This is a genomic window from Paraburkholderia sp. Ac-20336, from assembly GCF_017105025.1.
Lineage (GTDB): Bacteria > Pseudomonadota > Gammaproteobacteria > Burkholderiales > Burkholderiaceae > Paraburkholderia.
In genome coordinates, this window is sequence record NZ_JAAGPS010000100.1 from 1 (window position 1) to 14,991 (window position 14,991).

At 61.4% G+C, this 14,991-nt stretch carries 16 protein-coding genes, 1 pseudogene and 1 riboswitch; of the genes and pseudogenes, 7 read left to right on the plus strand and 10 right to left on the minus strand.

What is annotated here, in order from left to right:
* Positions 1 to 344: 344 nt before the first annotated feature.
* The 9 genes from GXB81_RS23010 to GXB81_RS23050 all read right to left on the minus strand — a co-directional run bounded on the left by GXB81_RS23010 (position 345) and on the right by GXB81_RS23050 (position 6,771).
* The gene (locus GXB81_RS23010; protein WP_205990410.1) at positions 345 to 614 is read right to left on the minus strand and encodes a hypothetical protein; all 270 of its coding nucleotides are present in this window, start codon (positions 612 to 614) and stop codon (positions 345 to 347) included.
* The gene (locus GXB81_RS23015) at positions 607 to 876 is read right to left on the minus strand and encodes a transcriptional coactivator p15/PC4 family protein (RefSeq protein WP_205990411.1); all 270 of its coding nucleotides are present in this window, start codon (positions 874 to 876) and stop codon (positions 607 to 609) included. The genes GXB81_RS23010 and GXB81_RS23015 overlap by 8 nt, the downstream gene beginning before the upstream one ends.
* Positions 877 to 1,158: 282 nt before the next feature.
* On the minus strand, positions 1,159 to 1,524 hold the full coding sequence (locus GXB81_RS23020; RefSeq protein WP_205990412.1) for a helix-turn-helix domain-containing protein: 366 nt from the start codon (positions 1,522 to 1,524) through the stop codon (positions 1,159 to 1,161).
* 12 nt (positions 1,525 to 1,536) lie between these two features.
* A complete protein-coding gene (locus tag GXB81_RS23025) occupies positions 1,537 to 1,746 on the minus strand; it encodes a hypothetical protein (RefSeq protein ID WP_205990413.1) in 210 nt (69 codons plus the stop codon).
* A gap of 134 nt (positions 1,747 to 1,880) precedes the next feature.
* Entirely contained in the window at positions 1,881 to 2,657 is a 777-nt protein-coding gene (locus tag GXB81_RS23030) for a hypothetical protein (RefSeq protein WP_205990414.1), read from the minus strand.
* A gap of 20 nt (positions 2,658 to 2,677) precedes the next feature.
* Complete coding sequence (locus tag GXB81_RS23035) at positions 2,678 to 3,970, minus strand: site-specific integrase (protein ID WP_205990415.1); 1,293 nt, start codon at positions 3,968 to 3,970, stop codon at positions 2,678 to 2,680.
* Between the two features lie 200 nt (positions 3,971 to 4,170).
* Entirely contained in the window at positions 4,171 to 5,574 is a 1,404-nt protein-coding gene (locus tag GXB81_RS23040) for a hypothetical protein (protein WP_205990416.1), read from the minus strand.
* Positions 5,571 to 5,963, minus strand: coding sequence for a hypothetical protein (locus GXB81_RS23045; RefSeq protein WP_205990417.1), 393 nt, complete (start codon positions 5,961 to 5,963; stop codon positions 5,571 to 5,573). Before GXB81_RS23045 ends, GXB81_RS23040 begins: the two co-directional genes overlap by 4 nt.
* Position 5,964: 1 nt before the next feature.
* Entirely contained in the window at positions 5,965 to 6,771 is an 807-nt protein-coding gene (locus tag GXB81_RS23050) for a hypothetical protein (RefSeq protein WP_205990418.1), read from the minus strand.
* Between the two features lie 215 nt (positions 6,772 to 6,986).
* Positions 6,987 to 7,162: riboswitch (yybP-ykoY riboswitch) on the plus strand.
* Positions 7,163 to 7,286: 124 nt separating this feature from the next.
* Here GXB81_RS23050 and GXB81_RS23055 point away from each other — a divergent pair.
* From GXB81_RS23055 to rpsU, 6 genes and pseudogenes are all read left to right on the plus strand, one after another.
* Positions 7,287 to 8,297 carry a sodium:calcium antiporter gene (locus tag GXB81_RS23055; protein ID WP_167047237.1) on the plus strand — a complete coding sequence of 337 codons (1,011 nt, stop codon included), beginning with the start codon at positions 7,287 to 7,289 and terminating at the stop codon, positions 8,295 to 8,297.
* Positions 8,298 to 8,562: 265 nt separating this feature from the next.
* Positions 8,563 to 10,005 (plus strand): flagellin, encoded by a 1,443-nt coding sequence (locus tag GXB81_RS23060; protein ID WP_205990419.1) that lies wholly within the window; start codon positions 8,563 to 8,565, stop codon positions 10,003 to 10,005.
* A 143-nt stretch (positions 10,006 to 10,148) separates the two neighbouring features.
* Positions 10,149 to 11,756: a flagellar filament capping protein FliD gene (gene fliD, locus GXB81_RS23065; RefSeq protein ID WP_205990420.1), complete on the plus strand. Its 1,608-nt coding sequence runs from the start codon at positions 10,149 to 10,151 to the stop codon at positions 11,754 to 11,756.
* Positions 11,757 to 11,776: 20 nt separating this feature from the next.
* The gene (gene fliT / locus GXB81_RS23070) at positions 11,777 to 12,076 is read left to right on the plus strand and encodes a flagellar protein FliT (protein ID WP_167047246.1); all 300 of its coding nucleotides are present in this window, start codon (positions 11,777 to 11,779) and stop codon (positions 12,074 to 12,076) included.
* A gap of 132 nt (positions 12,077 to 12,208) precedes the next feature.
* Positions 12,209 to 12,406 (plus strand): annotated as a pseudogene (locus GXB81_RS31540) (aldo/keto reductase); the annotation flags it as partial.
* Between the two features lie 447 nt (positions 12,407 to 12,853).
* The gene (gene rpsU / locus GXB81_RS23080) at positions 12,854 to 13,066 is read left to right on the plus strand and encodes a 30S ribosomal protein S21 (RefSeq protein ID WP_007581560.1); all 213 of its coding nucleotides are present in this window, start codon (positions 12,854 to 12,856) and stop codon (positions 13,064 to 13,066) included.
* Positions 13,067 to 13,257: 191 nt separating this feature from the next.
* Here the strand turns inward: rpsU and GXB81_RS23085 are convergent, their stop codons facing one another.
* Positions 13,258 to 13,854: a DNA-3-methyladenine glycosylase I gene (locus tag GXB81_RS23085; RefSeq protein WP_167047249.1), complete on the minus strand. Its 597-nt coding sequence runs from the start codon at positions 13,852 to 13,854 to the stop codon at positions 13,258 to 13,260.
* 140 nt (positions 13,855 to 13,994) lie between these two features.
* On the opposite strand from GXB81_RS23085, the gene GXB81_RS23090 reads away from it, so the two are divergent.
* A complete protein-coding gene (locus tag GXB81_RS23090) occupies positions 13,995 to 14,876 on the plus strand; it encodes a BadF/BadG/BcrA/BcrD ATPase family protein (protein ID WP_205990421.1) in 882 nt (293 codons plus the stop codon).
* Positions 14,877 to 14,991: the final 115 nt, after the last annotated feature.

Genomic DNA, 14,991 nt, shown 5'->3' on the forward strand with positions numbered 1-14,991 from the left:
CAGCGAATTCCATATGGGCCAGCAGGTCGACCGGCCTGCATCAACGGGCCGGACATAAGCGTGCTGCCTTTACCTGTAGACCAGAAATGCAAACCAGCTTGCAATCCGGGAGGCGTCCACATAAGGCTCTCTGCTCCGCAACTGGGTCAGCGCGACGCACGGTGAAGCCGATGCCGTCCAAAGCGTCACAGAGGCTGCGAGCGGCTCGCCACGCAGCGCGGCGGTCGGTGGTAGGCGTACCGAAGAGCGTGTTGCTCCGCCAGATGCCGTCCACGTCCTCTCCGTGGTCGAACGCAACCGGAATCCAGAGAGTTTCCGCGCTGTGGAGAATCGAATCGAGGCCGTTACGCGTTGGCATACGCGCCTCCGTTAACGAATCGCTCGGTATGGGCGTTGTAGTCGTCTCGGAAGGCGAGGAACGTTTCGGCGCGGTCTTCGCAGAGGTCCTCGCCGAGCAGCGCGAGCTGGCGCGCTTCGCTGTGCTCGGGCAGGGCTTTGACGAGCGCGCCGAAGAGTGCCGCGACGCGCTGGAAAGTTTCACCCGCGACAGCAAACGATCCGCTCGCCCCGTCAACGAGTCCAACCACCTCTTTTGTGTCGATCTCATTACGCATGAAGGCCACCCCCGATTTCGCGGGCCGCGAGCATCAAGCCTTGAATCACTGCGGACAAGAGTTCAGGGCGAATAGAGATGCCCTGGACGGTCGGCACGAATTCGCCAGCGCGATCGACAACCATCAGGCGCACGTCCACGTATTGGCGTCCCCTGTAGGACTTATGCGCTACACGGATGCGTTGAGTGGAGCTTTTCTGGACTTCGAACACCGGGGTTTCAGTGCTCGATTCATGAGGGCGAGTTTGGGCGTTAGCACGCATTGCGGCCTCCAACGTTTGAGTTGAGGGCCCGCTTCCCATCGCCAAATGGGTGGGCGGGCACTGAGCGAGGTTGGCGAACCGGAACGTTGGCACCGGCAGACCCGAAGGTCTCCCCACCCAGGCCCACCCATTGATCGAACAGGCGTGCGAAGGCATACGGACGTAAAAAAACCGCGCAACGGCGGTGGTCCGCCAACATTCTCAGGTCGCCAAACCCGGCGCGCGTTGTCTCGCGCACGGAAAAAGTATACGCGCGGCCGTAAACCAGACGCAAGGGCTTTTTCATGCGGCCCTCCCGAGCAGCTCCGCGAACGGGTTTCCCGGCGGTTTGCGCCCCACATAGCTGTAGCGCAGCACGCGGGCGAGCGCGCCCCATTTCGTCGGCACCTCTTCCCACGAGCCGGAAATGAGGTAGCCGTCCGCGCGCAATGCGGCGATCGTCGAGTGCAAACACGAATCGCCATAGGCGCGCGCATCGAAGCAATTCAGCGTCTTGCCGGCGCGCAGCGTTTCGAGGATGCGGGATTTTTTCGTGCGCGGCTTCGTTGACTCAGGCCACAGCGGAAGCGTAAACTGCGCGGGTTGGTTGTTTTCGGAAGCCGTGGATTCCTTGCTGGGGGCCACGGCTTTTGTCTTTTTGGCGTCCATGCGCGGCCTCCGTTAAGCGATGACCGGGGCGTGGCCGCCGTCTGCTGCCTGTTCGGCCAGCATCCGCGCTTCCCATTCTTCGGCGCACTTGCGCGTGATAACCACGCGGCGGCCGAGGCGGAGCTCTTTCGGTGCTTTGCCTTGCGCCTTGAGGGTGTAGTAGTAGACGCGGCTGAAATGATAGGCCGCGCAGAATTGCGGAATGGTATAGCTCGTTTCCATTTGTCCTCTCTTCATTGATTCGAGGTTGCTCCCCTGAACAACCATGAAGCGAGTCTAAAATTCGACTTTTGGAAACGACGAATAAAGCGAGGGGAGAAAAACAGTGGTGTTTTTTCTCCCCTCGCTTTTTCCAGCTATCGGCTTTTTTGCCCTTCAATCCACGAAGTCATGGACTTCTCGTGCTCGCGAACCTTCTTGATCCAGTAATACGGATCACCGTCGAAATACTCCGCTAAATCAAATACCGCTCGAAGGCATACAAACGCGAATCCTCCTTTCGACGGCGTGAAGAGGTCGAGAATGAGGTTGTCGTAGAACAGCCGATCGAGTTGCAATGTGACGGAGAATTTCGGGTCGCTCAGTTGGAAGTCGTGCGAAGGCAGCGTTTCGCTGGCCTTCTGTGCGGCCGTCGAAAGCCGGGGCAGTAATTCCACCAGGTCGTGCCGCTGCTCCCTCGCGAGAGTCACGGCGCGAAACGGATCTTTCATGAGCTCGCCCGACTGATCGAATGTCGCGAGCATCCAGCCCAAAGCATCACCGTCTAACTGCTCCAGCACTTCCGCTAGGCGCGTCGCGTGCTTCGATAGGGACGAAAGCAACTCGACGCGCCGCTTTTGCTTATCGGGGACGCCGGCCGCCATCTTTTCCATTCCCTGAGCGAATCGCTCTAGCATGGAAACAAAACCGTCCGCGTCCCCCTCAAGAAAATAATCTGGCACATCGTGCTCGGCGCGCTCTTTGCGGATTGCGATGAATTGGCTTTTCAGCGCAGCCTTCGTTTCCTTCGGGAATTTCAGGTCGTCGCGATACTTACCCTTTGTCGGCAAACTCATTGCCAGCAAAGCAAGGTCAATCCGCTCGCGCTCTTGTTCCTCGATCGCTTTGTCGGCGCTCTCGTTGAAATCGTCCATTGAAATCCTCTCGGCCATCATTACCCCTCGTTCGCTGCTTTGGATGCGTCGGATTGCGGCAGCCGGTTCAGCTTTGCGACAGCCGCCGATAAGTGCTCGGGCGCGAGGTGTGCGTAACGCAGTGTCATCGTCAGGTCGGCATGGCCGAGCAGCTCGCGCACGGTGTTGAGGTCCACGCCCGCCATAACGAGCCGGGACGCGAAATGATGGCGCATGTCGTGCCACCGGAAATTGGTAATCTTGGCGTCCTTCAGCAGCTTTTGCCATGCCGTCTTGACGTCCACGCGCACCCCGCCGTCCGCACTCGCGAACACGATCGAGTGATTGGACTGCTCGCGCCACGCCTTGAGCGTCGCGAGCGCCTCATCGTTGAGTGGAATGTGCCGTTGCTTCCCTGACTTGGCCGAAGCGTCGATTACGGTCAGGATTGCGCGATCGAGGCTTACGTGCTGCCAATCGAGTTTGAGCAGTTCGCCTTGCCGTAAGCCGGTGTTGATCGAGAGCAGCACGGCGGGCTTGAGGTGGTCGACAAACTCCGCGGCGCGCAGGCCCGGCATGAGATCGTAGCCGCGCGCAGCGCGCCAGGCATTCGCGCTTTCTCGCGCGGCCCGCTCGCGTTCCTCACGCGCATCGAGTGCGGCGCGCAAGCTGGCTTCCTCGTCGTCCGACAGCCAGCGAACCTTGCCGCTGGGCGCTTGCAATGCCTTGACCTTGCGCATTGGATGCTCGGCGATCACTTCCCATTCGAGCGCCCGAGAGAACAGGCCACGCAGCGCCGACAGGTCGCGATTGACCGTGGACGCACCGATTCCCGCCTTGAGGCGGCCGGATCGCCACTTCTCGATGATCCAGCCGTTGAAGTCGCCGAGTGGCTTGTCGAGGTGGTCCGCGAAAGACTTGCGCAGGCGCGCGAGCGTCGCGGCGCTGCTCCGGGTGTTGGCCGCCAGCCAGTCGGCGTAGCGGTCGTTTATGAACGCCGCGAGGGTCGGCGTGCCGACGATCTTCTCGGCCTCGACCTTTCGGCGCCGACGCTCGAGCACGTCCGCCGTAGTGTCGCCGGCTTTGTCCACGTCGCGCAGGGCTTTCTTCGCCAGTTCGCGCGCCTCGCCGGGGTTCAGGTCCGGCCAGTAGCCGAGCACGCGCCGCCCGCGCGAGCCGTCCGGCTTCGTCCATCGAATTGTGTAGCTGACCCGGCCGGCGGGCGTCACCTTGACCACGAACGCGCGCACATCGGCATCAACGAATTCTTGATACCTGCCGTTCGGTGTGATTGCCCGCAGGAAATCGCGGTCGATTTTGAATCTCTGACCCATGCCCTAGACCCTGCCAAGAAGGCAAAAGTATAGCCTAGGGCCGAATTAGGGCCGATCACGCCGCGAACAGGCAAATACGTGCCTGAACATCGGCGCACTAAGTCATTGATTTTGAAGGAGTCGAAAAACGCCGGTTTACTCCCAAAACACGTTTTTCGACTCTCCGAAGGCAGGGGTTGCTGGTTCGATCCCAGCCGGGTTCAAAACCCCTCAAACAACCGATCAGAAAAAACCAACCCCGCATCCGCAGTCAGCGCCTCGAAGCACGTATCCTCGACAAACGGCAAGCCGGCCGAACGGCGCCCATTCACAAGAAGCCGGATCATGCTCGAAAACGCAATCATGTTCTCGGCGCTTTCGCTGCTTATCGGCTTCTCTCCCGGCGTAAACGACTGAAACACCTCGCCATTCGCTTTAAAGTAGATGGGGATGCCCGGCAATTCCCCGGATATCAAAGAGGTTGCGTACCTTCGCCCGGAAAAATAAGCCTCGGGGTCGGCCAGAATCGAATGACAGAACGGAAGAAAACTATCCAATAGCTGTGTCTCCACAACGTTGAACAGGTGATCCGTAGCAACGGTAATATTGGTTAAGCTTCTCTCCAGTCGCTGACTCGCCCTCTGATGGAATCCGTCCAGCACGCTGTTGAGATCGTGGAAGCCCCACTCCGCCAAAAAAGACGCGGCATGTTGATGTGCCTCGGCGACGTCGATGGTCCCGCTTCCATTGCGCAAGACGTGTTCGATTAACGCAAAATACAATGCGCCCGCCGAAACTTCGACTTCCTTTCCCTCTACTGTTCTAGCGTTTCCCTGCAGCGCAACCCAAAGAAGATAGTTCATCACGGAACCGGCTCCATGGCGGCCGGCGAATTTTCCCGTCAGCAGCAAATCCTCGGCGACACCATTGATCAGCCACGTGTAGGTTCTCGCGTTCGGGCCGCCATGTATCAGTTTCCAGAGAATTTCATATGCTTCGCCCCCAAACAGGTCGTACACGACTTCGAGCTGAACGAGGACGGCACTCGCCTCGAGCAAATGCTTCACGCCGACCCACGAATACACTCCGCTACCGACCACGCCGGCCTTATCCAGCAAAGAATCCAGTTCCGTATACTTCGACACGAATTCCAGCACGTCCTGATCTATTCCGTTCATGGACGGCGCATGCATGGACAAGGGCAGCGGAATAGGTTGCGATGCATTCCTGCTTTGCCAGTCTTTTAGCTTTCGTTGCAGTTTCGGCACATTCTTGTAATGCACGAAGTACTGCCGCAAGATGCGCTGGCCTACGATCGTCGACATCAGATCGTGCGAGTGTCTAGCCTCATGAAAAAAACATGACAGATAGGCGAGAAAGATCCCCACCGTTCTGTCGCTGGGGTCGATCTTTTTGAAGTGCTCGAAATAGTCGCGAGCCGCTTCATTGAATCGGGATTCCGATCGCAGCGTCTCGTCTGGGCCGTGCAAACCCAACAGCCGCTGGACAGCTTGGGAAACGGCCGCCGGGGTTGACTCGAGTCCGAGTCGATCGAAGTCGATGTAGATGGCCAGGCTGTCGGTCAGAGCCTTGGCGAAGCCATCACTGCCATACAGGGCGTTCAACGATCGGCCTTTTCCGCGAGGATCTTGCGAAGCTGTTCGGTGGACTCGGGATCGTCCGTATTCAGCTCGAAAATCGTGCCGTCGGAAAATCGGATTGGAACGACCTTCGACTCCTTTGAGCGCCCCATATATCGCTTGCAAACAAGCTCGATGATCAATTTTGCGGCGATGCCTTGCGCGGCGGCACCCACCACCTTCAGGAGTATCCAGCCGATGGCCGCGCCCGATATCGGATCGAAGGAGAGTTCGTCTTTGGCGGACTCGCTGTCTGGCTCGGGCAGCCGGTAGCTTACCCGGCAGTTTTCGGAAAGCTCTCGTGCAACTTCGGCAACGTCCTGTCCCATGTCGACGGGAAGCTGTATGCCAAACTTCACGGTTTGCTGAGTCATGTTATGCGCTCCTGTTTCTTGATTTGAATTCGGACATGATGCGAAAAGCGGTTGAGCTGCTGCCCAGGCTATGCAGGCGCGCGACAGTCATCAGCACGGCGTCCAGCGGCTGAGCGGACAATTGCGACGCGGGCGGGAGTGGTTTGCCTAATCTCTCGCAGCAGAATAACAATCCCGGTACGTCCTGGACTTTTCCATAGATACGCGCGGCCTGGCCATACACGGTTTCGTGTTGCTGCTTTGGAACGATCTCGTCAATGTAGGGAAGATATCGGTCGACGTGAAACGCCGCGCCGACGTAGTCCTCGATCAGTCCGTAGTAGCTCGCTATACCCACGTGCGCGCCGAGCCGTTCCTTTCGTTGTTCATAAGCGGCGAGATTCAGAATGACCTCGAAAAAACCTCGCGCGGCATCGATGGCGGCATCTGTGGTGTCGTCGGTGGCTTCTGCGCCGAGTTTTAGCCACATGTTGCCGGCAGTGAGCAGATTGGCCAAATAGTATTTCGCGTCGTCTCGAACCCACTTTGCAGCAAGAACACCGAGCCACGCGACGCGTGCCGCAAGCATTGCCTGACCATTGACCTCCAGGTGCTCTGCATAGACGCCCAATTGCTGCGCGAGCCATGGCGTCGTCGCTTTTTCAAGCCACCTGAATTTCTTCTCGCTGATCGTCTCGGCAGACTCCGCGTACTGAATCAGCGATTGGAACCGCTCGATATCCTCAGACGTACGAGCGAGTTTCGCTGTCCCCGGTTCTTCAGGAACATAAAACTTCAGGAATGCCGGCGTCGGGGTCGTCTCGGTCACGGTGAACGTCCAGATAGGTACGGGTAAAACATAGCTGAGCGGAATGCGGCAGGCAAGCCGGATTCGACGTCTTCAGCATGGATGGTTGGCGGGCGCTCTATCAGCTCTGAGCGCAACCGCGTGTTATCGGACGATGCCGGGTGCGAGGGTTCGAGCGGAGCATACGTGGTTCGCGTTTCAACAAGCTTGTTGAAAGCCGCCCGCCCCATTAGAATCCTTCGGTCACTGGGGAGTAGCCTTCCTTCATCCTTTGAAGGAGAGCGCGTCAACATACTTGGCCTGCGGGTCATGGCGCGTTCGACCGGGTCGGTTTGGCGAGACCATTGACGCACTGCCTCGTTCCGGTCGGACGGGCGGCGGTGCGTCATGGGTTCGTCATCTACGTCCGACCGCGGAGTTTGCCCTGTGAATCACCGTCGCCCATCGTCAGTCTCCCCGCGTGTTTTTGCCTTCGCTTATTGCCCGGTTGATCCGGTGAGCGGCCGCGCTTTTCGCGCACAGCCGGGGAGCCACGCATGACCGGTCTGTTCCTCGAGCTCGCCTGCATGCTGGTCGTCATTCTGGTGGCGGCCGAACTCTTCACCAATGCGCTGGAACATCTCGGCGAACGTCTGAAAATCTCCGAAGGCGTGACGGGTTCGCTATTCGCGGCGGTCGGCACCGCGCTGCCTGAAACGCTCGTGCCGCTGCTCGCGATTGCGGGAAGCCAGGCCGGCAGCTCGGTCAATCAGGAGATCGGCGTCGGCGCGATTCTCGGCGCACCGCTGATGCTCTCCACGCTGTCGACGTTTCTGATGACGCTCGCGATCCTGCGCATGCGCGGCGTCAAGGGCTGGATCACGCCCGAGCGCACCGGCTTCACGCGCGACCTCAACTATTTCCTCTGCGCGTTCCTGCTCGCGGCCGTGGCGATGTACGTGCCGCACGAGCAGATCATCGTGCGCGCGCTCTTCAGCGTCGCGCTGGTCGGCGTGTACGTCACCTATGTGGTGATGACGTTCCGCGCATCGGGCGGGCTCGTCGAGGCGGGACACGGCACCGAAGCGCCCGGCAGGATGATGCTCGCGCGCATCGGCGTGCCGACCAATCTCGCGACGATCGCGCTGCAACTCGCGCTCGCGGTCGCGTTGCTGGTGTGGGGCGCAGAGGGCTTCATCCACGGTGTGCGGGGCGTGTCGGCGGCGCTCGGCGTATCGCCCCTGCTGCTGTCGCTGCTGATCATTCCGATCGCCACCGAATTGCCCGAGAAGGTCAACAGCATCCTCTGGGTGCGGCGTGGCAAGGACACGCTCGCGTTCGGCAACATCACCGGGGCGATGGTGTTCCAGGGGACGCTGCTGCCCGCGATCGGCATTCTGCTGACGCCGTGGACGCCGCGTATCGAAGTGGTGACGGGCGTCGTGATTACGCTGGCCGCGGCCGCGTGGCTGCGTATCAACATACGCGAGCGGGGCTTGCGGGTGGGCGCGCTGCTCGTGTGCGGGGTGCTGTATGCCGTGTATCTGACGGTAACGTTGACGCGCTAGGCGCGGCAAAGCGGGATTACCGCTGTGTTATCGGCAGGATTCCGACGGACTTGAGGCCTGTGCCGGCGAATCGCCTGCCGCCCCGGTTTACCGGCGCTTCAGCCGGGGCGGAGCGACGAATATGCGGGTTATTCCATAAAGTTTTTCCTGAGTGGGCCGATACCCCAAACAAGGCGGGCGGCAAACGAACAGCAGTTGCCTCGTTCGCTGATGCCTTGGTCTATACGGCATGTAACGGGCTGACGGCCCCAACAGGAGAATTTTCATGCTCGGAATTAACAGCAACATCAACTCGCTGGTCGCGCAGCAGAACCTGACCAACTCGGGTAGCGCACTCTCGCAAGCAATTACGCGTCTGTCGTCGGGCAAGCGCATCAACAGCGCAGCGGACGACGCAGCCGGCCTCGCCATCTCGAACATCATGCAGACCCAGATCAACGGTCTGACGCAAGGTGTGTCGAACTCGAACGACGGCGTTTCGATGGTGCAAACCGCATCGAGCGGCCTGTCGTCGCTGACGAACAGCCTGCAGCGCATCCGCGACCTCGCAACGGAAGCCGCCAATGGCGGCATGACCGATACGGACCGCGCAGCGCTGCAACAGGAAGTCTCGCAGCAGGTTCAGGAAATCAACCGTATCGCGTCGCAAACGACCTACAACGGCATGAATGTGCTGAATGGTTCGCTCGGCAACGTGTCGTTCCAGGTCGGCGCAAACGTCGGCCAGACGATCAGCCTGAACCTTTCGCAAGGCGTGTCGGCCGCGTCCCTCGGCGGCGGTGCGGTGAAGTCGGGCGATACGATCGCCTCGCTGAACGTCTCGCTCGACTCGAGCGGCAATGCATGGGACCCGACCTCGGCGACCGGTTCCGAAGTCACTCAACTGAACCTCGTGGCGGATGGCTCGGGCGGCTTCTCGGTCACGGACCAGAACGGCCAGGCGTTGACGTGGGGCGCATCGCTGTTCGACACCACCACGACGCCGGGCAAGATCGCGATCAAGGCCGGCAGCGCAATCGATCCGGCTACCGAAGCGACCAAGATCGATGCCATCAACTCCGCCGCTGAAACTGCGGGCACGAAAATCACCGCAGGTACGTCACTCGGCACGCTCACCGGGTTCAGCCTGAACGCAACGACCGGCGCGGACGACTCCGCCAGCCCGCAGTCCACCGACATCACGTCGATCACGGTGAAATCGGACGGCAACTACGGCTACTCGTTCTGGGACCAGAACGGCAATCAGCTGCAGTCGAATAACCCGGCGATTGCCGCTGTGTTCAGCAACTACACGCCGGCTTCGGCTGGTACGCCGGCAAGCCTGGGTGCCCTGACGGGCGGCCTGGCTGGAGCTGCACCTGCAACCTTCTCCGTCGATTCGACCGCCACGACGCAAACCGTCGACCAGGTCGACGTCAGCACCGTCGCAGGTGCTAACAAAGCGATCGAATCGATCGACGACGCACTGGACACGATCAACAACATCCAGGCTACGCTCGGCGCCGCGCAAAACCGCTTCACGGCAATCAGCACGACGCAGCAAGCCCAGTCGACCGATCTGTCGTCGGCCCAGTCGCAAATCCAGGACGCCGACTTCGCGCAGGAAACGGCTGCGCTGAGCAAGGCGCAAGTGCTGCAGCAAGCGGGCATCTCGGTGCTGGCGCAAGCGAACTCGCAGCCGCAGCAGATTCTGAAGCTCCTGCAGTAACACGCTTTACGCAGCATGCGTTCCGCGCCCCGCCGCCGTATCCGGTGCGCGGCACGCAAACCGGTCGGGAGGCTTGCCTCCCGATTGCCATTTCTCAGATCTGAATCGATTCACACGGCATCGCCGAAACACGGAGCCTGTCCATGTCCACCGTATCCTCGACCGCAAGTTCGATCTCCAGCACTGCCGCCGCCACCGCCGCCGCCACGACCGCGGCAGCCAATGCCGCGGTGCAGGAAGCCGCGCAGTCGGTTATCAGCGGCTCGACCGGCAATTCGTCGATGGACGTGAGCTCGCTCGTGACCGCGCTCGTCAACGCCAAGATCGCCGGCCAGGCCGCGACGCTGAGCGCGCAGACAACCCAGGACAACACGGAAATCTCCGCGTACGGCACGCTCTCCGCCGCGCTTTCCGCGCTGCAGGCCGGCCTCACCTCGCTCTCGAACGGCTCGACCGTCAACGACTTCACGGCAACGGCCAGTGGCAACGGCATCACGGCCTCGGCGGGAGCCGGTGCGGTGGCCGGTTCGTATTCGCTCGACGTGGCTCAGGTGGCGACGGCGCAGGTGCTGACATCGACGGGCTATGACGGGACCAAGGCGCTCGCTTCGGGCCCGAGCACGATGACGCTGTCGGTCGGCGGCGCGAGCACGACGATCTCGCTCGACAGCACCAACAGCACGGTTTCCGGCATCGCCGCGGCCATCAACGGCGCGAGCAACAATCCCGGCGTCACGGCGACTGTCGTGAACGGCGCGGACGGCGCGCACCTCGTGCTGCACGCGGCATCCGCCGGCTCCGCGAATGCCATCAGCGTCCAGATCACCGATTCGAATTCGAGCGATCCGCTGAACAATCTCGCCGTGTCGAGCAACAAGGGCACGTCGCTGGCCGGCAACGCGAGCGCGACCGGCGCGCAGCTCAAGGCCAATCAGTCGACCCTCAACGACGGTTCGTCGACCGGCGTCACCAGCACCGCTTCCTGGACCCAGACGACGGCCGCCCAGGACGCCTATTTCACGATCGACGGCACGGGCGTCACCAGTTCGACGAACAGCGTGACGTCCGCACTTTCAGGCATCACGCTGAACCTGTCGGCCGCTTCGGTCGATACGACCGGCTCTTCGCCGCAGACGGTAACAGTCGCCCAGGACACCACCTCGCAGGCCAATGCGATCAATCAGTTCGTCACGCTGTACAACACGCTCGTCACGACGATGGGCACGCTGACCTCGTACACCGCGGGTTCGACGTCGCAAGGCGTGCTGCTCGGCGACACGACGCTGAACATGGTGCAGAATCAGCTCGCCTCGATCGTCGCGACGGGCGTGAAAAGCAACGGCACGACGACGAACCTCGCTTCGATCGGCATTACGCTGGGCGCGGACGGCTCGCTCTCGGTCGACAGCACCAAGCTGAACAATGCGCTGCAGAGCAATCAGGCGACCGTGGCGACGCTGTTCAATTCCACCAACGGCGTCGCGCAACAGCTGAACACCAACATCACCGGCTATCTATCGACCACCGGGATCATCACGTCGCGCACCAACGCGCTCAATACCGACCTGACGAGCCTCGGGACGCAACAGACGTCGCTGTCGACCTATCAGACGCAACTCACCAGTATGTACACCGCGCAGTTCACGGCGCTCAACTCGCTGTTGGCGACGACGAACAACAACTCGCAATATCTGACGCAGCTCTTCGGCGGCACGAACAGCGCCGGCGCGCTGGCCACCAACAAGAACTGAGCGGAACAGGGAGATACGACATGGAACTCGCGGCGCCGATCGATCGCATCTGGCAACTCACCAAGTCCATCGAGCAGGCGGTGGCCGTCGCCGAATGGGAGCGGGCGGCGCAGCTTGCGAGCGAGCGCTCGCCGCTTATCATGTCGCTCTCCGCGCAGCAGGCGGGCGCCGCGCTCGATGTGCTCAAGGCGGTTCAGGCAATCGACGAGCGGATCGCCGCGGAGGCGCGCCTGGCGCAGAACGAGCTCAGTGCTGAATATCGGGCGGCGATGCAGGCGGCCGGTCATGCGGGGCAGTATCAGCGCGTCGCGCAATTCTGACGCCGGTCTGATGCCGGTGCGTCGCGCCGGGTTTTGAGCTGTCTGCGCTCGCCGCGTTCTCGCGGACGCGCGTATCGAGTGCCTTGAGCGACCGGCTTGTCCGCCGGTTTGGCGCCAGGCGCGTGACGTTCGATTCTCCGCGCGCTCGATCGCGTCGCCGAGCGGCATGGCAGCACGCCGGCCGCGATCGCACTTGTCTGGTCGATCGTCCGCCAGAGCGTTGCTGCCCCAATTGCGAGCGCGACCTCGGTCGAACAGCTAAAAAGTCTCGCAAATGCCGTCGAGCTCGCGCTGAGTGCCGGCGATATCCGCGAACTGGACGCGGCGAGCACCCGATGGGACGGGCAAAGCGGGCTGCGAGGCCGACGCGGAGCGGCGGTCGGGCTTGTTGCGCCAGCGCTGGGGAAAAGCCTGGCGCAATCGCTAAACCCCTGGTAGGATGGAGAGTTTCCTGATATGATCGGGAGTGAATTGAGATCTTTGCCTGTTTCGTCAGTGTTTTTTCATTGATGAAAGGTTGGCGAAACGGCAACAGACGCGGCTTTTGCAATACGTCTGTCCGCGTTCCGCGGTGAACTCCCCACCTCTCTTTTCCGGCCTCCGTGGCCGCTTGCCTCTCGCTTCATTATTCGTGGTTTGGCCGGGGTTGTGTTTCTGCCTCGCGTTTGCCTGTTACTGGCCATGAATCGAAGCGACCGGAGGGCCGGCGCGTGAGTGGTTGCCTGAGGTAACCGCCATGCAATTAAACCCGTATCTAGTGATTGAGTTAGGAATTACATGACGACGATTCTTCTGAAGGAAAACGAGCCGTTCGAAGTGGCAATTCGCCGCTTTCGTCGCGCAATCGAAAAGAATGGCCTGATCGCTGAACTGCGTGAGCGCCAGGCATACGAAAAGCCGACCACGGCACGTAAGCGCAAGAAGGCTGCTGCGGTCAAGCGCCTGCACAAGCGTCTGCGCAGCCAGATGCTGCCGAAAAAGCTGCACTAAGCACGCTTTTCCACAGGCCGAACGGCGGTGTGAGCTTCGAAAGAAGCCACATCGCCGTTTTGCTTTTGGGTGCTTGTTTGCGAGAGCCGGGCATAGCCGGTTGCGGATTGGGATGAATGCCGGCGTTTATTGATGCCTGGATTTTGCGTCAGGAGCGCTTTTTTCAGCACGCAGGATCGATCAACGCTGTTTCAATCCGCCTTGCGCTTGCGCACCTTTTTGCCGAGCGCCGCGCATCGTGCGCGACACATACAGGTCGTCTCGTGGTCGTTCACCATGCCGACCGCCTGCATGAACGCATAGCAGATCGTCGAGCCGACGAACTTGCAGCCATAGCGTTTCAACGCCTTGCTCAATGCGTCCGACACGTCTGTCGACGCGGGCGCATGCTTGTACGACTCCCATTCGTTCTGGATCGGTGTGTCGTCGACGAAAGACCATACGAAGTTCGCGAGCGAGCCGTGCTCGGCCTGAATCTGCTGCACGGCGCGCGCGTTCTGAATGGCCGCCTCGATCTTGCCACGATGACGCACGATGCTTTCGTCGGCGACGAGTGTGTCGACGTGTTTCGGCGTGAAGCGCGCGACCTTATCGATGTCGAAGCCGGCGAAGGCGCGGCGATAACCAGCCCGCTTATTGAGTATTGTCGACCACGACAAACCGGCCTGCGCGCCTTCGAGCACGAGCATCTCGAACAGGTGCGGGTCGTCACGCGAGGGCACGCCCCATTCGGCATCGTGGTACTGTGCGAGCGCTTCGCTCGATACCCAGTTGCATCGCTGTGTCACTGTCGCGCTCCCGTGCGGTCATGTCGTTCGCCAGCATAGCCGAAGCGGGACACTCCGCAAGCTAGCCGTTCGGCCAATTGCGAGATTGGAGCCGACCTGCCACGCTACGCGTTATTCACCCACGATACTCATTCGATTCGATGAATCACGACTTCTTTCTGATTGGCGTCGACGGCGGCGGTACCGGCACGCGCGTCGTGCTCGGAGACGCGCAGGGCCGCGAACTGGCACAAGCAACAGGTGGTCCGTCGGGCCTCGGGCTCGGCATCGCGGGCGCGTGGCAGTCCATTCAGAGCGCTTGCGGCGAAGCGTTCGCACGTGCGGGCATGGCGTTGGGCTGGTCGCGCTGTGTGCTCGGTTGCGGCCTCGCGGGCGTCAACAATCGCGACTGGCTCGCCGAGTTCCATGCGCAGGCGCCGAAGCTCGCTGGCCTTGCCGTCGAGAGCGACGCCTATACGACCCTGCTCGGCGCGCACGACGGCGCGCCTGGCGTGATCGTGGCGCTCGGCACAGGCAGCGTTGCGGCATCGCTTGCGAGCGACGGCGAGTTTCGCATGGCGAGCGGCTATGGCTTCCCGTCGGGCGATGAGGCGAGCGGCGCGTGGCTCGGCGTGCGGCTCATCGTCCATGCGCAGCAGGCGCTCGACGGCCGCGTGCCGCTCGACGATCTTGCGCAGGCGCTGCTCGTTCACACAGGCGTGCGGGATCGCGACAGCCTCGTCGTGTGGCTCTGCGCGGCCAATCAGACGGCGTATGCGCGGCTCGCGCCCATCGCGATCGCCCATCGCACGCATCCGTTCGCGGCCCGGCTGCTCAACGAGGCCGGTGCCGAGGTGGGCAAGATGATTGCCGCGCTGGACGCTTCGGCGAGCCTGCCGGTCGCGCTGTGCGGTGGGCTCGGCGCGCCGCTGCGCGAATATGTGCCGCAAGCGTATCAGGCGCGTTTGCGGGAGCCGCTTGCCGATTCGGCGCACGGCGGGTTGCAACTGGCCCGGCGCGAAGCGGCGCGGCTCGTTGGCTGATTGGCTGATGTTCGGCAACCGAAGGCTGAGGACGCTTGTAGCTTTGTGCTCGTCGTGGTGCTGTTACGCATGCCGCTTAAAGTGGAGCTGCCAATGCGATCAGTCCGGCCTATTC